Origin of the sequence: Limnohabitans sp. B9-3 (assembly GCF_002778325.1) — a bacterium.
GTDB lineage: Bacteria > Pseudomonadota > Gammaproteobacteria > Burkholderiales > Burkholderiaceae_C > Limnohabitans > Limnohabitans kasalickyi.
Window position 1 is genome coordinate 82,487 of sequence record NZ_NESI01000002.1, and the last position, 18,196, is coordinate 100,682.

The 18,196-nt window shown below is 56.4% G+C and carries 19 protein-coding genes and 1 tRNA gene; 16 read left to right on the plus strand and 4 right to left on the minus strand.

Translation table 11 applies throughout. The annotated features are described in order from the left end of the window. Positions 1-33 precede the first annotated feature (33 nt). Entirely contained in the window at positions 34-693 is a 660-nt protein-coding gene (gene rsxB / locus B9Z42_RS03245; RefSeq protein ID WP_100131920.1) for an electron transport complex subunit RsxB, read from the minus strand. Further along, complete coding sequence (locus B9Z42_RS03250) at positions 690-2,039, minus strand: polyhydroxyalkanoate depolymerase (RefSeq protein WP_100132266.1); 1,350 nt, start codon at positions 2,037-2,039, stop codon at positions 690-692. The genes rsxB and B9Z42_RS03250 overlap by 4 nt, the downstream gene beginning before the upstream one ends. A gap of 106 nt (positions 2,040-2,145) precedes the next feature. Here B9Z42_RS03250 and ygiD point away from each other — a divergent pair, with 106 nt between their 5' ends. Beyond that, the gene (gene ygiD / locus B9Z42_RS03255) at positions 2,146-2,967 is read left to right on the plus strand and encodes a 4,5-DOPA dioxygenase extradiol (RefSeq protein WP_100131921.1); all 822 of its coding nucleotides are present in this window, start codon (positions 2,146-2,148) and stop codon (positions 2,965-2,967) included. A gap of 110 nt (positions 2,968-3,077) precedes the next feature. Here ygiD and B9Z42_RS03260 read toward each other — a convergent pair whose 3' ends face one another. Further along, a complete protein-coding gene (locus B9Z42_RS03260; RefSeq protein WP_100131922.1) occupies positions 3,078-4,274 on the minus strand; it encodes an amino acid aminotransferase in 1,197 nt (398 codons plus the stop codon). A gap of 149 nt (positions 4,275-4,423) precedes the next feature. Between B9Z42_RS03260 and uvrB the strand changes: the two genes are divergently transcribed. The 13 genes from uvrB to B9Z42_RS03325 all read left to right on the plus strand — a co-directional run bounded on the left by uvrB (position 4,424) and on the right by B9Z42_RS03325 (position 15,267). After that, positions 4,424-6,580 carry an excinuclease ABC subunit UvrB gene (uvrB, locus tag B9Z42_RS03265; RefSeq protein WP_100131923.1) on the plus strand — a complete coding sequence of 719 codons (2,157 nt, stop codon included), beginning with the start codon at positions 4,424-4,426 and terminating at the stop codon, positions 6,578-6,580. Positions 6,581-6,714: 134 nt separating this feature from the next. Further along, complete coding sequence (gene iscR / locus B9Z42_RS03270; protein WP_100131924.1) at positions 6,715-7,251, plus strand: Fe-S cluster assembly transcriptional regulator IscR; 537 nt, start codon at positions 6,715-6,717, stop codon at positions 7,249-7,251. Between the two features lie 56 nt (positions 7,252-7,307). Further along, positions 7,308-8,522, plus strand: coding sequence for an IscS subfamily cysteine desulfurase (locus B9Z42_RS03275; RefSeq protein ID WP_100131925.1), 1,215 nt, complete (start codon positions 7,308-7,310; stop codon positions 8,520-8,522). A gap of 15 nt (positions 8,523-8,537) precedes the next feature. Then, the gene (iscU, locus tag B9Z42_RS03280) at positions 8,538-8,930 is read left to right on the plus strand and encodes a Fe-S cluster assembly scaffold IscU (protein ID WP_100131926.1); all 393 of its coding nucleotides are present in this window, start codon (positions 8,538-8,540) and stop codon (positions 8,928-8,930) included. 15 nt (positions 8,931-8,945) lie between these two features. Then, the gene (iscA, locus tag B9Z42_RS03285; protein ID WP_100131927.1) at positions 8,946-9,269 is read left to right on the plus strand and encodes an iron-sulfur cluster assembly protein IscA; all 324 of its coding nucleotides are present in this window, start codon (positions 8,946-8,948) and stop codon (positions 9,267-9,269) included. Between the two features lie 13 nt (positions 9,270-9,282). Continuing rightward, positions 9,283-9,831: a Fe-S protein assembly co-chaperone HscB gene (hscB, locus tag B9Z42_RS03290; RefSeq protein ID WP_233203510.1), complete on the plus strand. Its 549-nt coding sequence runs from the start codon at positions 9,283-9,285 to the stop codon at positions 9,829-9,831. A gap of 18 nt (positions 9,832-9,849) precedes the next feature. After that, entirely contained in the window at positions 9,850-11,706 is a 1,857-nt protein-coding gene (hscA, locus tag B9Z42_RS03295; protein ID WP_100131928.1) for a Fe-S protein assembly chaperone HscA, read from the plus strand. Further along, entirely contained in the window at positions 11,707-12,045 is a 339-nt protein-coding gene (fdx, locus tag B9Z42_RS03300; protein WP_100131929.1) for an ISC system 2Fe-2S type ferredoxin, read from the plus strand. 2 nt (positions 12,046-12,047) lie between these two features. After that, the gene (gene dnaQ, locus B9Z42_RS03305) at positions 12,048-12,761 is read left to right on the plus strand and encodes a DNA polymerase III subunit epsilon (protein WP_100131930.1); all 714 of its coding nucleotides are present in this window, start codon (positions 12,048-12,050) and stop codon (positions 12,759-12,761) included. A 25-nt stretch (positions 12,762-12,786) separates the two neighbouring features. Next, a tRNA-Val gene (locus tag B9Z42_RS03310) sits at positions 12,787-12,861 on the plus strand. Between the two features lie 159 nt (positions 12,862-13,020). Beyond that, positions 13,021-13,746 carry an SDR family NAD(P)-dependent oxidoreductase gene (locus B9Z42_RS03315; RefSeq protein ID WP_100131931.1) on the plus strand — a complete coding sequence of 242 codons (726 nt, stop codon included), beginning with the start codon at positions 13,021-13,023 and terminating at the stop codon, positions 13,744-13,746. A gap of 38 nt (positions 13,747-13,784) precedes the next feature. Then, a complete protein-coding gene (locus B9Z42_RS03320; protein ID WP_100131932.1) occupies positions 13,785-14,159 on the plus strand; it encodes an MAPEG family protein in 375 nt (124 codons plus the stop codon). Positions 14,160-14,313: 154 nt separating this feature from the next. After that, the gene (locus tag B9Z42_RS03325; RefSeq protein WP_100131933.1) at positions 14,314-15,267 is read left to right on the plus strand and encodes a tetratricopeptide repeat protein; all 954 of its coding nucleotides are present in this window, start codon (positions 14,314-14,316) and stop codon (positions 15,265-15,267) included. Positions 15,268-15,297: 30 nt separating this feature from the next. On the opposite strand, the gene B9Z42_RS03330 is transcribed toward B9Z42_RS03325, so the two are convergent. Continuing rightward, entirely contained in the window at positions 15,298-16,209 is a 912-nt protein-coding gene (locus B9Z42_RS03330; RefSeq protein ID WP_100131934.1) for a LysR family transcriptional regulator, read from the minus strand. Positions 16,210-16,325: 116 nt separating this feature from the next. Between B9Z42_RS03330 and B9Z42_RS03335 the strand changes: the two genes are divergently transcribed. After that, the gene (locus tag B9Z42_RS03335) at positions 16,326-17,048 is read left to right on the plus strand and encodes a substrate-binding domain-containing protein (protein WP_100131935.1); all 723 of its coding nucleotides are present in this window, start codon (positions 16,326-16,328) and stop codon (positions 17,046-17,048) included. 78 nt (positions 17,049-17,126) lie between these two features. Continuing rightward, positions 17,127-18,161, plus strand: coding sequence for an amidohydrolase family protein (locus B9Z42_RS03340; RefSeq protein ID WP_100131936.1), 1,035 nt, complete (start codon positions 17,127-17,129; stop codon positions 18,159-18,161). Positions 18,162-18,196: the final 35 nt, after the last annotated feature.

Below are 18,196 nucleotides of genomic sequence, written 5' to 3' on the forward strand. Positions count from 1 at the left end.
CTGCCCTTTGGTTGCCATTTGACCGTGCGTTGTTTAAGCCTGGTTGGCCTGACGGGCTTTGGCCTTGGCGAGTGCGGCCTCAATGATCGCACGCTTGCGGTCGACTTCAGGGGCGTTGTCTGTGCCTTTGGTATGGGCGGGCAGGTCGGCCAATTTTTGGATCGCTTTGGCTTGTAAGCGTTCGTCGTTTTCTTGGGCTTCACGCGCTAGGCGCACGGCACGCGCGTCGTAGCGCTGACGCGCCAAATCGGCCAAGTTTTGGGGCCAAGCGGCCCAACCGGTGAGGGCCATGTCCACCGGTTCTAAGGCAATGCAGTCGACGGGGCAGGCGGGAATACACAGCTCACAACCCGTGCAATAGGGCTCGATCACGGTGTGCATGCGTTTGTTGCTGCCCACGATGGCATCGGTGGGGCACACGGCAATGCACAAAGTGCAACCAATGCACCACGCTTCATCGATGATGGCGATCGTGCGTGGGCCTTCGAAGCCGTTCTCAGGGTTCAGCGCCGTGATGGCTTGACCGGTGAGAGCGGACAAACGCACCACCCCTTCGGTGCCACCGGGCGGACACTGGTTGATGCCCGCTTCGCCGTTGGCAATCGCCTCGGCGTAACGTTGACAGTCGGGGTAGCCGCAACGCGTGCATTGCGTTTGCGGCAAGGCGTCATTGATGCGAAGCGCGAGACTCACTTCTTAGCAGCAGCTGTCGTCTTCTTCGCCGCAGGCGCTGCCTTTTTTGCAGGTGCCTTGGTCACTGCCTTTGCAGGTGAGATGTCGTTGTGACTCAAGATAAAGGCTTTAACGTGTGGATACACGATGTCACGCCAGCGGCGGCCACTGAAGATACCGTAGTGGCCTGCGCCTTTGGCTTCTAGGTGGTCGAGTGCTTCACGCTTGACGCCCGTACACAAGTTGTGTGCTGCCAAAGTTTGGCCTGAGCCGGAAATGTCATCCAACTCGCCTTCCACGGTCAGCAAGGCGGTGTTTTTGATGTCTTGCGGGCGAACCAATTCGAGTTTGCCAGCCTCGTTTTTGACTTCCCAAGTGCCATGGACCAGTTTGAACGATTGGAACACCGTGTCGATGGTTTCCAAATAGTAATCGGCGTCCATGTCGAGCACGGCGTTGTACTCGTCGTAGAACTCGCGGTGCGACTCGACGCTGGAGTTGTCGCCCTTGATCAGGTCTTTGAAGTAGTCGTAATGGCTCTTCAAGTGACGGTCGGGGTTCATGGCCACAAAGCCGGTGTGCTGCAAGAAACCAGGGTAGACACGACGGCCGGCGCCAGGGAAGTTGTCAGGCACGCGGTAGATCACGTTGTTTTCAAACCAGCTGAAGCTCTTGTTGGTGGCCAAGTTGTTCACCGAGGTGGGGGACTTGGTGGCGTCAATCGGGCCACCCATCATGGTCATGCTCAACGGCGTGGTTTCGCCACGGCTAGCCATCAACGACACGGCCGCCAACACGGGGACGGTGGGTTGGCACACGCTCATGACGTGGCAGTTGCCATAGCGGCCTTGCAGGTGTCGGATGAACTCTTGCACATAGTTCACGTAATCGTCGAGGTGGAACTCGCCATCGCTCAGGGGCACCAAACGGGCATTCTTCCAGTCGGTGATGTAGACCTTGTGGTCTTTGAGCATGGTTTTGACGGTGTCGCGCAGCAGCGTGGCGTAGTGACCTGACAAGGGCGCCACGATCAAGACAGCGGGTTGGCCCTTGAGCTTGCTCAGTGTGTTGGCATCGTCGGTGAAGCGCTTGAATCGGCGCAGTTCACAAAATGGCTTGTCGATTTCGACCCGTTCATGAATGGCCACGCTGGTGCTGTCCACGTCCACAGACTGGATGCCAAACACGGGCTTGACATAGTCTTTGCCCAAGCGGTACAGCAAGTCGTAGCCCGCTGAAACACGTTGCGCCATGGGGTTTTGGCCCAGGGCAGAGGTGCTGTTGCTGTACATCTTGGCGGCAGCCTGCGCAAAATCTGCGAACGGTTCCATCAAGCTGCGTTGGGTTTCGAAGATTTGGTAAAGCATGGGTGTGGTCTCAAAAATGTTGCAGTGCAATATAGCAGTCGAGTTGGGGTTGAAAATGGAGTTTGTCCCCCAATTTACTGATAAAACATAACTGTCTAAGACGAATATGAATTTACCTTCTTTCTCCACGCGCATGCCCGTTTTGTTTGTTGGGCACGGCAGCCCCATGAACGTGATCGAAGACAGTGCTTATCGCCGGGCCTGGCAAAACTTGGGTGCGCAGTTTGGGGTGCGCTGGCCTAAGCCGAAGCTAATTTTGTGCATTTCGGCGCATTGGCTCACGCAAGGTTGGTGGCTCACAGGCATGGATAAGCCGAAGACCATCCACGACTTTGGTGGTTTTCCGCAAGAACTGTTTGACCAGCAATATCCTGCACCTGGCGCGCCTGAGTGGACTGCGCAAACGGCACGGCTGTTGCGTCAGCCAAATAACGGTCTGCCCGTGGGCATCGACTTGACCGATTGGGGCCTAGACCACGGCGCGTGGGGGGTGCTTAAGCCCATGTTTCCTGCGGCAGATATTCCTGTGGTGCAGCTGAGCATCGACGACCAACGCCCAGCAGCTGAGCACTTCGCGCTGGGCCGGCAGCTAAGGGCCTTGCGTGGACAGGGTGTTTTGATCCTGGCCAGCGGCAACACGGTGCACAACCTGCGCACCATGAACCGATCTGCCGCTGATGCCGACGCCTATGACTGGGTGATGGAATTTGACCAATGGGTGGCTGAGCAGATTAGCTCAGGGCGTTTAGAGACTTTGGTGGAGTTTCAAGCCCAAGGCGAGCTTGCAAAAAAAGCACACCCCAGCGTCGAGCACTTTTTACCCTTGCTTTACGCTGCAGGCGCGGCAGAGGCGGGTGAATCGGTGGCGTTTTTCAACGAGGGCTATCAGTTGGCTTCTATTGCGATGCGCTCTGTCATTTGGGGCTAAGCAGGTTGACGTTGAGTTAGGTCCGCGTACCTTGAGAGTCGCAGCACCATGAAAAAAGGGCCTTCACAGGCCCTTTTCTTATTTGCACGTCACACGTGCAAGCGGAGCTGTTACATCACTGCGGCAATGGCTTTGCACACATAGTCAATGTTCTTGCTGTTCAACGCAGCCACGCACATGCGGCCGGTGTCTGTGCCGTACACGCCAAATTCCGAGCGCAAACGCACCATTTGGTCTTTGTTCAAGCCAGAGTAGCTGAACATGCCGATTTGGGTGGTGATGAAGCTCATGTCTTGCTTCACGCCCGCAGCTTTAAGGCCATCGACCAAGGTCTGGCGCATGGCTTTGATGCGCACACGCATTTCGCCCAATTCTTTTTCCCACAAAGCGCGCAGCTCGGGGTTGTTCAACACCGCAGCCACCACCGCGCCGCCGTGGATGGGTGGGTTGGAGTAGTTGGTGCGAATCACGATTTTGAGTTGAGACAGCACGCGGCTGCACTCTTCTTTGTCGGCGCACAAAACGCTCAAGGCACCCACGCGCTCACCGTACAAGCTGAAGCTCTTGGAGAAAGAGGTGGACACAAAGAAGCACAGGCCAGCGGCCACAAACTTTTGAATCACAGCGCCGTCTTCGGCAATGCCGTGGCCAAAGCCTTGGTAGGCCATGTCCAAGAAAGCGGTCAGGTTTTTGGCCTTAACCACGTCCACCACTTGGTCCCACTGAGCGGCAGTGATGTCGTAGCCGGTGGGGTTGTGGCAGCAAGCGTGCAACACCACCACGGTGCCAGCAGCAGCAGCGTTCAAGGATGCCAACATCCCGTCAAAGTTCACGCCGCGTTTGTCGGCGTCGTAATAAGCGTAGGTGTCGACCTTGAAACCGGCGTTGGTGAACAAAGCGCGGTGGTTTTCCCAGCTCGGGTCAGAGATCAATACCGTGGCGTTGGGGCTCAAGCGCTTCAAGAAGTCAGCACCGATTTTCAAGCCGCCTGTGCCGCCAATGCCTTGAACCGTGGCCACGCGGCCAGAGGTGACGGCTTCAGAGTCAGCACCAAAGACCAAGCCTTTGACAGCGGCGTCGTAGGCCACGATGCCGTCGATGGGCAAGTAACCGCGCGCCGTGGGCGTGGCCATCATGGTTTTTTCAGCGGCTTGCACGCATTGCAGCAGGGGCAGTTTGCCGTTGTCGTCGAAGTACACACCCACGCCGAGGTTGACCTTGTTGGGGTTGGTGTCGGCGTTGTATTGCTCGTTGAGGCCCAAGATGGGGTCGCGGGGTGCCATTTCGACGGCGGTAAACATTGACATCGTCAGTCCTTGATCACGGATAAAGAAAGGAGGTTGGGTGAACACGCGCAGTCTGCGGTAGGCTTGCACGTTCGGCCTGAATTTTAAGGGTCAACCCTGAGTTTTTTAAGCGCCGCACGTTTTTTTCGAGCTATACCGTTTGCCCCACCATGTCTGACACCGCAGAAACACTCCCTGATGCATCGCTTGCCGCCAAGTCTGCATCAGCCGCAACCACCACAGCCACAGACTCGCCAGAACAGCCAAAGGGAACGTTTGTCCGCTACCCCGGCTCGCCGTTTGAGCTGTTTCAGCCTTACCCGCCTGCGGGCGACCAGCCCACAGCCATTGCCCAGTTGATAGAGGGTGTGAACGACGGCGAGGTGTTTCAAACCTTGTTGGGTGTGACCGGCTCAGGCAAAACTTTCACCATGGCCAACGTGATTGCCGAGCTGGGACGTCCCGCCATCATCTTTGCGCCCAACAAAACCTTGGCCGCACAGCTGTACAGCGAGTTTCGGGAGTTTTTTCCAAACAATGCGGTGGAGTATTTCGTCAGTTATTACGATTACTACCAGCCCGAGGCCTATGTGCCGCAGCGCGATTTGTTCATCGAAAAAGACAGCGCCATCAACGAGCACATCGAGCAAATGCGCCTGAGCTGTACCAAGAGCATCTTGGAGCGGCGCGATGTGATCGTGGTGGCCACGGTGTCGGCCATCTACGGTATTGGTGAGCCCGAGAGTTACCACCAGATGATCATGACGCTGCGCACAGGCGACAAAGTGGGCCAGCGCGACGCCATTGCCCAGCTGGTGCGCATGCAGTATGAGCGCAACGACCAAGATTTTTCACGCGGCAAGTTCCGCGTGCGCGGTGACACGATTGACGTGTTCCCCGCAGAACACTCCGAGCTGGCGATTCGCATTGAGCTGTTCGATGACGAGATTGAAAGCCTGCAATTGTTTGACCCCCTCACGGGCCGCATTCGCCAAAAAATTCCGCGCTTCACCGTGTACCCATCCAGCCATTACGTCACGCCACGCGACCGCGTGTTGGCGGCGGTGGAGACCATCAAGGTGGAATTGGCCAGCCGTTTGAAAGAGCTGGTGGGTATGAACAAGCTGGTGGAAGCTCAGCGCTTGGAGCAGCGCACGCGCTTCGATCTAGAGATGCTCAGCGAAGTCGGCCACTGCAAAGGCATTGAGAATTACACGCGCCATTTGTCGGGCGCCCCCGTGGGTGCACCGCCCAGTACCTTGACCGATTACATGCCCAAAGACTCGATCATGTTTTTGGACGAGAGCCACGTCATGATTGGCCAGCTCGGCGGCATGTACAACGGCGACCGCGCGCGTAAAACCACGCTGGTTGAGTATGGCTTCCGTCTGCCCAGTGCTTTGGACAACCGCCCCCTCAAACTGGAAGAGTTTGAAAAGCGCATGCGCCAAGTGGTGTTTGTCTCAGCCACGCCCGCTGATTACGAAAAGACCCACGCCAGCAAAGTGGTGGAGCAATTGGTGCGCCCCACAGGCTTGGTCGATCCGCTGGTCGAAGTGCGCCCCGCCACGCACCAAGTGGATGACGTGCTGCAAGAGATCCGCATCCGTGTGGAGATCAACGAGCGCGTGCTCATCACCACCCTGACCAAACGCATGGCCGAGCAGTTGACCGACTACCTCACCGACAACGGCGTGAAAGTGCGCTACATCCACAGCGATGTGGACACGGTGGAGCGCGTGGAAATCTTGCGTGATTTGCGCTTGGGCACCTTCGATGTGTTGGTGGGCATCAACTTGTTGCGCGAGGGTATTGACTTGCCCGAGGTGTCGCTGGTGGCCATTTTGGATGCCGACAAAGAAGGCTTCTTGCGCTCTGAGCGCAGCTTGATTCAAACCATTGGCCGTGCGGCGCGTAACTTGAGCGGCAAAGCCATTCTGTATGCCGACCGCATGACCGAGTCGATGAAAAAAGCCATTGGCGAAACCGAGCGCCGCCGCACCAAGCAAATTGCGCACAACTTAGAGATGGGCATCACGCCACGCGGTGTGGTCAAAGGCATTCGCGATTTGATCGATGGCGTTTACAGCGAGAAGGCAGGCAAAGAGGCGCAAGAGCGCGAGCTGCAACGCGCCGCCATCGAAGACATGAGCGAGCGCGATGTGGCCAAAGAAATCAAACGCTTAGAAAAACTGATGATGGAACACGCCCGCAACCTCGAGTTTGAAAACGCGGCCCGTGTGCGTGACCAACTGGCTGCTTTGCGCGAGCAAGCCTTTGGCGGGGCGGGGCACGACAACGTGGCAGTGCTGGCGCAAAAGGGATGATGGTTTTTTATCGCAGCCCTGCGTTTTTTGTCTTCGACAAAGCTAGTTTTTACCGAGTACCCGACCAAATTCGTGGGGATTAGGCTATACTTGACTCAATTAGTCGACAAAGCCCAACCAGCAAGGAGCTTGCCATGCGTCTCACCACCAAAGGCCGTTTTGCGGTCACCGCCATGATTGACTTGGCCCTGCGCCAAGCCAACGGTCCGGTCACCTTGGCTGCGATCAGCCAGCGTCAGCAAATTTCTCTGTCTTACCTCGAGCAGCTGTTCGGTAAGCTGCGCCGCCATGACTTGGTGGAGTCCACCCGTGGCCCCGGTGGCGGTTATTCGCTCGGTCGCAAAGCGGCAGACATCACCGTTGCAGACATCATTGTGTCGGTCGACGAGCCCATCGACGCCACCCACTGCGGCGGCAAAGAAAACTGTTTGGGCGAAACCGGTCGCTGCATGACGCACGAGCTGTGGGCCTCTTTGAATCAGCGCATGGTGGAGTTTTTAGACTCGGTGACGTTGCAAAAGCTGGTCGACGACCAAATTGCCAAAGGCATTGAAGTTGAAGATAAGCCTTCGGTTCGCCGTGCGATTTCCCCCATGCCGGTGGTCAAGCCCATCCATATGAACGCGCCTAATTCTGTTTTTGCGCTGGGCAATGCGTTCGCCAAAAGTTGAGCCCTGCCTGTAATTAGACTTTTGTCCATTTCGTTTAAATCTCATTGAGTACGGCCATGACACCTCACTTCCCCATTTACCTCGACTACGCCTCTACCAATCCATGTGACCCGCGCGTTGTGGATGCCATGATTCCTTGGTTGCGTGAGCACTTTGGCAACCCCGCTTCTCGCAGTCACGCATGGGGCTGGGAGGCGGAAGCCGCAGTTGAAAAAGCCCGTGAAGATGTGGCCTCTCTGCTGGGTGCCGATCCACGCGAAATCGTTTGGACTTCAGGTGCGACCGAATCGAACAACCTCGCCATCAAAGGTGCGGCGCATTTCTACAAGTCCAAAGGCAAGCACCTCATCACGGTGAAGACCGAGCACAAAGCGGTGCTTGACACCATGCGCGAACTCGAGCGTCAAGGCTTTGATGTGACTTACCTCGATGTGCAAGAAGACGGCATGCTGAGCATGGACGCGCTCAAAGCCGCGATTCGCCCTGACACGATTTTGATCAGCGTCATGCATGTGAACAACGAAATTGGCGTGATTCAAGACATCGCTGGCATCGGCGCAATGTGCCGTGAAAAAGGCATCATCTTTCACGTCGATGCCGCTCAGTCCACGGGCAAAGTTGAGATTGACATGGCCACCTTGCCGGTGGACTTGATGAGCTTGGCTTCACACAAAACCTACGGCCCTAAAGGCATTGGCGCTTTGTATGTGCGCCGCAAGCCCCGCGTGCGATTGGAAGCGCAAATGCATGGTGGTGGCCACGAGCGTGGCATGCGCAGCGGCACTTTGCCAACGCACCAATGTGTGGGCATGGGCGAAGCCTTTCGCATCGCCAAAGAAGACATGGCCAAAGACTTGGCCAAAGTCAAAACCTTGCAAAAGCGTTTGTTGGACGGTCTCAAAGACATGGAGCAAGTCTTCATCAACGGCAACATGGAGCACCGCGTGCCCCACAACTTGAACATCAGTTTCAACTATGTGGAAGGTGAGTCGCTCATCATGGGCATCAAAGGCTTGGCGGTGTCGTCGGGCTCAGCCTGTACGTCGGCCAGCTTGGAGCCCAGCTACGTGTTGCGCGCCCTAGGCCGCAGCGACGAGTTGGCACACAGCAGCTTGCGCATGACGATTGGTCGCTTCAGCACCGAAGAAGAGATTGACTACGCGATTGAAACCATTCGCCTCAACGTGGCTAAGTTGCGTGAATTGAGCCCCTTGTGGGACATGTACAAAGAAGGCATCGACATCAGCACCATCCAATGGGCTGCTCACTAATTTAGGAGATTTAACATGGCATATTCTGAAAAAGTGGTTGACCACTACGAAAACCCCCGCAACGTTGGCTCCTTCGACAAGGGCGACGATTCTGTGGGCACCGGCATGGTGGGCGCGCCCGCTTGCGGCGATGTGATGAAGTTACAAATCAAGGTCAACCCTGTGACGGGCGTGATTGAAGATGCACGTTTCAAAACCTACGGTTGCGGATCGGCCATTGCCTCATCGTCACTCGTGACCGAGTGGGTCAAGGGCAAAACCTTGGACGAAGCAGCAGCTTTGAAGAACAGCGAAATCGCTGAAGAGCTGGCGCTGCCACCCGTAAAAATTCATTGCTCCATCTTGGCTGAAGACGCCATCAAGGCCGCCGTGGATGATTACAAAAAGAAACACGCTACCGCTGCTTAACCCAAGAAGAACACCATGGCGATCTCATTGACTGAAGCTGCGGCACGACACGTGACCCGCTACCTCGCCAAACGCGGCAAAGGCTTGGGCGTGCGCCTGGGCGTGAAGACCACGGGCTGTTCTGGCTTGGCTTACAAGTTGGAGTACGTGGACGCGTCTGAACCCGAAGATGTTGTTTTCGAAGACCACGGCGTGAAGGTCCTGATTGACCCTAAGAGCTTGGCCTATATCGACGGCACGCAGCTTGACTTCGTGCGCGAAGGCCTGAATGAAGGTTTCAAGTTTTTGAATCCGAACGAACGCGACCGTTGCGGTTGCGGTGAATCGTTCCGTATTTAAAGCGAGGGGTGACGTGAGTGAACCGGCCAAGCCGTTGTCGGCCCAGCTCGCTGTCAGTGACTTTGAGCTCTTTGGCGTGCCTGAGCAGTTTGCACAAGACCGCGCGCAGCTCGATGCACGTTGGAAAGACCTACAACGCGAAGCCCACCCCGACAAATTTGCCTCCCAAGGCACGGCTGCACAGCGTGTGGCCATGCAGTGGTCGGTGCGGATCAACGAGGCGTACCAACGCCTGAAAGACCCGATGCGCCGCGCTGCCTATTTGTGTGAGTTGGGCGACGCCCCCATTCAAGCCGAGAACAACACCGCTATGCCCGCCGCATTTTTGATGCAGCACATGGAATGGCGCGAGGCCATGGACGATGCCACGGATGTGGCCGCGCTAGACGCTTTGTTCGACGAAGTGCAGCAAGCGCACAAAACTGCCTTGCAACAGTGCGCCCAGCTGATCGACACCGCACACGACCTGCCCGCAGCCGCGCAGCAGGTGAGGGGGCTGATGTTCATCGACAAGTTTTTGCGCGACATCGAAGCCCGAATCGAAAAACTAGACGCCTCCTGAAAGCGACAATACACACCTATGGCGTTGTTACAAATTTCCGAACCTGGCCAAGCGCCAGACCCACACCAGCGACGCATCGCGGTGGGCATTGACTTAGGCACCACCCACTCGCTCGTGGCTTCCATGCGCAACGGTTTTGCCGAGTGCTTGCCAGATGCAGAAGGTCATGTCATCTTGCCGTCGGCGGTGCGCTACCTTGAGAACGATGGCCGCCAAATTGGCCGCGCCGCATTGGCCGCTCAAGCCGAAGACCCACAAAACACCTTGGTGTCGGTCAAGCGTTTCATGGGCCGTGGCGTGGCTGACATTGCCAACCGTGACCAACTGCCTTATGTGTTTGTCGACAAGCCTGGCATGTTGGCCATTCAAACCCGTGTGGGTGAGAAGTCGCCGGTCGAAGTGAGTGCCGAGATTTTGGCTACCTTGCGCTTCCGTGCCGAAGACACCTTCAATGACGATTTGTACGGCGCGGTCATCACCGTGCCCGCGTACTTCGACGACGCTCAACGCCAAGCCACCAAAGATGCGGCGCAACTGGCGGGCATCAACGTGCTGCGCCTGATCAACGAGCCTACGGCTGCTGCCATTGCTTATGGCTTAGACCAAGCCAGCGAAGGCGTGTACGCTGTGTACGACTTGGGTGGCGGCACGTTTGACATCTCTGTCTTGCGTCTCACGCGCGGTGTGTTTGAAGTGCTGGCAACAGGAGGCGACTCTGCCTTGGGCGGCGACGATTACGACCGCGCTTTGGTCGATTGGGTGCAAGCCCAAACCGGCTGCGTCATTTCCACTCCCGCTGATAAATCCAATGTGTTGGTGGCAGCGCGAGCTTGTAAAGAAGCACTGTCTGCAGCGGAGAGCGCCACGTTTGAAGTGGTCTTGTCGAGCGGCGCATTGAGCCACGCCGTCACACGCACCGAGTTTGAATCCGCCACCGCAGCCTTGACTCAGCGCACCTTGTCAGCCGTGCGCAAAGCTTTGCGGGATGCCAAGCTGAGCAAAGACGATATTCAAGGCGTGGTCATGGTGGGTGGCTCTACCCGCATGCCGCAAGTTCAAAAAGCCGTGGCCGATTTGTTGGGTTGCGCACCGTTGAACAACCTCAACCCAGACGAAGTGGTGGCGCTTGGTGCATCCATTCAAGCCAACCAGTTGGCAGGCAACAACCCCGATGGTGAATTGCTGTTGTTGGACGTGATTCCTTTGTCGCTGGGCATCGAAACCATGGGCGGTTTGGTGGAGCGCATCGTGCCGCGCAACCAAACCATTCCCACCGCGATGGCGCAAGACTTCACCACCTACCAAGACGGCCAAACCGCTTTGGCCTTGCACGTGGTGCAGGGCGAGCGTGACATGGTGGCAGACTGCCGTAGCTTGGCCCGCTTTGAGTTGCGCGGCATTCCGCCCATGGCCGCAGGTGCAGCGCGCATTCGCGTGACCTTCACGGTCGATACCGATGGCATGGTGAGCGTGGGCGCGTTAGAGCAACTCAGCGGCGTCACAGCCAACATCACTGTTAAACCGTCGTACGGTTTGTCGGACGACCAAATCGCAGCCATGTTGCAAGACAGCTTCAAGACGGCTGAGCAAGACATCAAAGCCCGTGCTTTGGTGGAGGCGCGCGTGGACGCTGACCGCATGTGGCTCGCCACGCAAAGCGCTTTGCAAGCCGATGGTGATCTGTTGTCTAACGAAGACCGCTCGCGTATCGATGCTTTGATGGTGGCAACGCTCGATGCCAAAAAACTCGAAGACGCAGCCGCCATTGAAGCCATCACCGAAGCGCTGGCCAAAGGCACTGAAGCTTTCGCTGCACAGCGCATGAACCGAGGCATTCAACACGCCTTGGCCGGACAAAACATCGAGAACATCTAAATGCCCATCATCAAAATCTTGCCCCATGCCGAACTCTGCCCCAATGGCGCGGAGCTGCAAGCCCCAGCGGGAAGCACCATCTGTGAAGTGCTCTTGGAAAACCACATCAACATCGAACATGCCTGCGACATGAGCTGCGCTTGCACCACCTGCCACGTCATCGTGCGCGAGGGGTTCAAGTCGCTCAACGAAGCTGACGAAAACGAAGATGACTTGCTCGACCGTGCTTGGGGCTTGGAGCCCAACTCGCGTCTGAGCTGCCAAGCTATCGTGGCCCAGCAAAACTTGGTGGTTGAGATTCCAAAGTACACCATCAACCACGCCAAAGAAAACCACTGACCATGCGCCAGATTTTTCTTGACACCGAAACCACCGGCCTCTCCGCTGAGGGGGGAGACCGGATCATCGAAATCGGTTGTGTGGAAATGTTCAACCGCAAGTTGACCGGTAACAACTTGCACATGTACTTGAACCCCGAGCGTGACAGCCACGAAGACGCGCTACGCGTGCATGGCATCACCAACGAATTTCTAAAAGACAAGCCCAAGTTTGCGCAAGTGGTGGACCAGTTCTTGGACTTCATCGCGGGCGCAGAAATCATCATTCACAACGCACCTTTTGACATTGGCTTTTTGAATAAAGAGCTAGAGCTGCAAGGCCGTCCGCGCTTCACCACGTTCATCGATGGTGTCACCGACACCTTGGTGATGGCCAAAGAAATGTTCCCCGGCAAGCGCAACTCGCTGGACTCCTTGTGCGATCGCCTTGAGGTGGACAACTCAGGTCGCACCTTGCACGGCGCGTTGCTCGATGCTGAGCTGTTGGCCGATGTGTACATCAATATGACGCGTGGCCAAGATGCGTTGTTGATGGACGTGGAGAGCGAAGGCTCAGAGACACGCACGCTGGAAGTTGTGGATTTGAGCCGATTCAAATTACCTGTGATCGTGGCCAGCGAGCAGGAGTTGGCTCAGCACGCCGATCTTTTGACGCAACTTGATAAATCAAGCGGTGGCAAGACGGTTTGGCGAAACCCGCAAATTTCTGTGGCATAATTATGGTCTTTCCAGCGATGGATAAGGGCGATTAGCTCAGGGGTAGAGCACTGCATTCACACTGCAGGGGTCGCAAGTTCGAAACTTGCATCGCCCACCAAAATCCCAAAAAAGCACTTACTTAGTTTGTAAGTGCTTTTTTTTCGTCCCATGGAAATCAAGCGTTTCCTTGCCATACCCAGCGTACGTGATTCGTTGCTTATGTGCGACGATGTAACTTAGCAACATCTATCCTTAGCTCATTGTCAGAGGGGCATGCATGCATCAGCAACAACAACGACGCGTCTTCGTCACAGGCGCCACCAGCGGCATTGGTGAGGCGATCGCCAAAGCCTTTGCTGCACAGGGGGCGTGGGTCATGGCCACTGGCGCGACCCAGGCCGAGGTGGCGCGTGCAAGTGACTTAGCCAGTAACCAAGGCATTGACTTTCAAGTGCTTGATGTTCGAGATGATGCGGCCGTGAAGGTGCTGGTGCAGGGGGCGGGGGAGTTGGATGTCGTGGTGAATTGCGCGGGTGTGATTCAGCGCTCTTTAGAGCTGGAGCCCGAGGCCTTTGCACAAACCGTGGACATCAATTTAAACGGCACCATGCGTGTGTGTGCGGCGGCGCGCGACGGGTTGAGAGCCCGTCAGGGATGTATTGTTAACACCGCCTCCATGTTGAGTTTTTTTGGTGGCGGTTTGGTGCCCGGCTACAGCGCTAGCAAAGGTGGTGTGGCGCAATTGACCAAATCTTTGGCGATTGCTTATGCGGAAGATGGCATTCGCGTAAATGCGGTGGCGCCAGGTTGGATCGCTACGCCACTGACACAAGCGCTGCAAGATGACCCGCAGCGCGCAGCGCCTATATTGGCCCGCACCCCTATGAAACGTTGGGGAACTCCCGATGACGTGGCTGGGCCAGTTTTATTTCTTGCAAGTGTGCAAGCTAAATTTGTCACGGGTGTGGTGTTGCCTGTAGACGGCGGGTATTTGATTTCGTGAACAATGGTGCAGTTTTGAATGCATAAAGGAGTAATTCGATGACGATGGCATTTTTGGCGGTGATGGTGGCGGGTGTTTTGCCCTTGATTTGTGCGGGCATCGCCAAGGCGGGCTGGAAAAGCTATGACAACCGCGATCCGCGCGCTTGGTTGGCTAAGCAAACGGGGTTCAGAGCCCGAGCCAACGCAGCGCAAGCCAACTGTTTTGAAGCCTTCCCATTTTTTGCCGTGGGCGTGGTGTTGGCAGTCATGACCAAAGCCGATGCCAGTTTGATCGAGACTTTGTCCCTTGTTTTTGTCGCTGCTCGCGTGGCCTACATTGCGTGCTACTTGGCAGACAAAGCATCGGCACGCTCTTTGTTTTGGGCTGTGGGCTACGGTGCCGTGATTTGGCTTTACGTTTTAGCGCTTTGAACTAGAGATGTTCTAACTTTCAGGGGTGGGGGCTTGAATTTGGCCTTATCACATCGATCTTAGGGTCTTAGAGTTTGCTTTATCGTGCAGTCACACCAGACACGCACAATGAGTGTTAACTTTTTATCTGACACTTTTCTATCAAGGCGCTTTCATGAAAACTTCTTCATTTTTTAAGCCATTCTTAGCGGGCTTGATGGCTTTAGCTGCTGCAGTGGCCTTGGCCCTTCCTACGCCCAAAGAAATTGAGTCTGCCGTCAATGCAGGCAATCTCACGCAGGCAGAGTCCATGCTGCGCGAAGTGATTCAAGAAAAACCGCAAAGCGCCAAAGCGCATTACGAGCTGGGCCAAGTGCTTGCCCGTGCAACACGTTATGCCGATGCACAGACAGAGCTGAAAAAGGCCAAAGAGTTGGATCCGACGTTGAAGTTTGCGGGCAGTCCCGAGAAGTTCAACGACACCTTCGACAAGGTTAGCCGCTTGGCGCAAAACGCTGCCTCGGGCAATGTGACGTCTCCAGCGCTCAATACACCTGCAGCTGCCAAGACTGCGCCTGCAACCAAAGCACCTGCAGCACCTGAACCTGCGTTTCCAATGAGTTACGTTTGGTTCGGCATCGCCGGTTTGGTGGCGCTGGCTTTGTTCCTGCGTCGTAACAAGCCCCAGGCCCCCACCCCTTCCTACGCGCCTGCCGGTGCTGGAATGGCCGTGCCTGCTGCTGCGGGAATGGGATCACCCGCTGCCGCGACCATGGCACCTCGCGGTTTTGGCTCTCAGTTCACACCCAATGCACCCATGAACAACCCCGGCTACCCAGCGGGCTACGGCCCTCAAGGTCAGCCAGCTGGCGGCATGGGCTCTGGCATCGGTGGCGCTGTGGTGGGAGGCTTGGCGGGTGTGGCTGCAGGTTATGCGCTGTCGAAAGCCTTAGAAGGCAATCACAACAGCGATCATGGCAACAATGCCGCAGCCAATTCATCGGCTTCGAACAATGGTGGTTACGTGCCCTTTGACGCGCCTGCGCAGCCCGACTTGGGCAGCTTTGATGCGGGCTCTGGCAGCGATTGGGACGATGGGTCATCCGGTGGTGGCGACGACAGCTGGTAATCAGCAATGACGCTCCTTGACGTGGGGGCGTTAACTCAAAGCCTGCGCCACCTCATCTCGCGTGACCTGCATGGCGGCCTTGTGCGTTGCCGTCATCGGGCGGCGAGCTGACCATACCAACATCAGTTGGCTCGTGAGTTTAGGTTTTTCAATGCGGTGGGTGGTGAAGTCATGCGTGGTGCCGAAATTGCGCAGTGTGTAGGCCGGCAGCACGGCATAGCCCAGGCCCTCTTTGACCAATTCCAAAATTGCGTTCAAGCCGTCAATTTCCAGCACGATCTTGGGTTTGCAGTTGATGCGTAGCATTTCTGTTTCGATCAGTAAACGAAACGCATTGGGTCGACTTGGCAAGATCAAGGGCAACTCGGCCAAGTGGGCCAGTGGCATCACGGCTTTGAGCGCAGGCTCATGGGGTGCTGCTTGGCGTTTTTTGCTAGCAATCAAAATCAGTGCATCCTCATGCAGCACGGTCATCTCTAAATCGGGGGAGGGCGGTGGGTTGTAGAGCACGGCCATGTCCAAGCGACCGGCTCGCAGACTCTCCACCATCAACACCGAAAACCCTTCGGTCAACGACAGCTGTGCATGCGGCAGCGCTTCTCTGAATGACAAGGTCAAAGGCACGGTGACCAGCTTGGACAAGCTAGGCGGCAAGCCAATCGACACCCGACCTGCCAACGCGCCTCGTACGGAAGCCAGTTCTTCTTGCGCCACTGTCACTTGGTGCAAGATGCCGCGGCCATGGGCCAGCATCACCAAACCAGCTTCGGTGACGGTCACGCCACGGCCATTGCGCATCAGCAAGTTCTGGTGCAATTCGACTTCGAGTTGGCGCACATGCCGACTCAACAAGGGCTGCGGAATGCCCAACGCGGCGGCGGCTTTGGTGAAACTGCCTAACTCGGCCACGCGCACAAAAGATTCGATTTGTTTGAGTTCCATGATCTGACCTGTGAGTGAATTTTTTGAATAACCAATTGTGCGTTATTGAATATCGTTATAGCAGCTAGTCCTGAAGGCGCCCTATTTTGAGGGTGCAAATCTTTAGAATCTAGGCCATGCAAACCACCCAAGCTCCTCTCGTGCTGCGCGCTATTTCATCCATGGCCACCAAGGCGCTGCTCGGTGAGCTGGTTCAGGCCTACCAAGCGCAAACGGACGTGATGGTGCAGGTGGAATCGGTGGGTGGTGTAGACGCCGCCAAACGCGTGCAAGCCGGTGAGGTGTTCGACATGGTGCTGCTGGCCTCTGACGCCATCGAGCGCTTGATCGCCTCGGGCCATGTGATGCCCGATAGCCGCAGCGACTGGGTGCGCTCTCCCGTGGCCGTGGCGGTGCAAGCGGGTGCCGCACGCCCAGACCTGAGCCATGAAGCCGCGGTCAAAGCCGCTGTGTTGGCCAGCCCCACACTCAGCTACTCCACTGGCCCAAGCGGCGTGTACCTTGAGAAATTGTTTGGGCGTTGGGGCATTGCTGACGAGGTCAAAGCCCGCATCGTGGTGCCACCACCCGGTACCCCTGTGGGCGCACTGCTGGCCAGCGGCAAAGCCGCCTTGGGGTTTCAGCAGTTGAGCGAACTCATTGCTTTGCCAGGCATTTATGTGCTGGGCACTTTGCCTGCCGATGTGGCGTTCATCACCACGTTTTCTTCAGGCATTCCTACAGTCATTGCCAGCGATGCAGCCCGTGTTGCTGCCGTGCAATCGTTCTTGACATTTTTGGCTTCTGCTGAGGTGGAAGCCGTCAAACGCCAACAAGGCATGGATTGGGCGACGGCTTAAACGCTACGCTTGTTCAACACGTCACACATCCAGTCATCCCTTTTCTTTTCACCTCCAACTTAAATCTGAAGGTCATTTATGTCACTCATCATCGACGTCCACGGTCACTACACCACCGCGCCCAAGGCGCTTGAAGAGTGGCGTAATAAACAGATTGCTGGCATCAAAGACCCCGCGTCTAAGCCTAAAGTGTCCGAGCTCAAAATCAGCGACGACGAGTTGCGCGAAACCATCGAGACCAACCAGCTCGCCAAGATGAAAGAGCGTGGCTCGGACATCACCATCTTCAGCCCACGTGCCAGCTTCATGGCTCACCACATTGGTGACTTTGAGGTGTCGTCCACTTGGGCTGCCATCTGCAACGAGCTCTGCTTCCGCGTGTCTGAGCTGTTCCCCAACAACTTCGTGCCTGCAGCCATGTTGCCCCAGTCGCCCGGTGTGGACCCCGCCACGTGCATTCCTGAACTGGTCAAGTGTGTGGAGCAATACGGCAATGTGGGCATCAACCTCAACCCAGACCCCTCAGGCGGCCACTGGACATCGCCGCCTCTGAGCGACAAGTCGTGGTACCCCATTTACGAAAAAATGGTGGAGTACGACATCCCCGCCATGATTCATGTGTCCACCAGTTGCAACGGCTGCTTCCACACCACCGGCGCGCATTACTTGAACGCCGACACCACCGCTTTCATGCAGTGCTTGACCTCTGACTTGTTCAAAGACTTCCCCACCTTGAAGTTCTTGATTCCCCATGGCGGCGGCGCAGTGCCTTACCACTGGGGCCGTTTCCGTGGTTTGGCACAAGAGCTGAAAAAGCCGTTGCTCACGGAGCACTTGCTGAACAACATCTACTTCGACACCTGCGTGTACCACCAGCCTGGCATTGACTTGTTGACCAAAGTGATTCCCGTCAAGAACATCATGTTTGCCTCCGAGATGATTGGCGCGGTGCGTGGCATTGACCCAGAAACCGGCCACTATTTTGACGACACCAAGCGCTACATCGAGTCGACGCTCAACCTCAATGCCGACGAGCGCCATCAGGTGTACGAAGGCAACGCACGTCGCGTGTTCTCACGTTTGGATACCAAGCTCAAGTCGCAAGGCCGCTAAGCAAAGCTGTTTATCCGTCACTCACCTCGCCACAT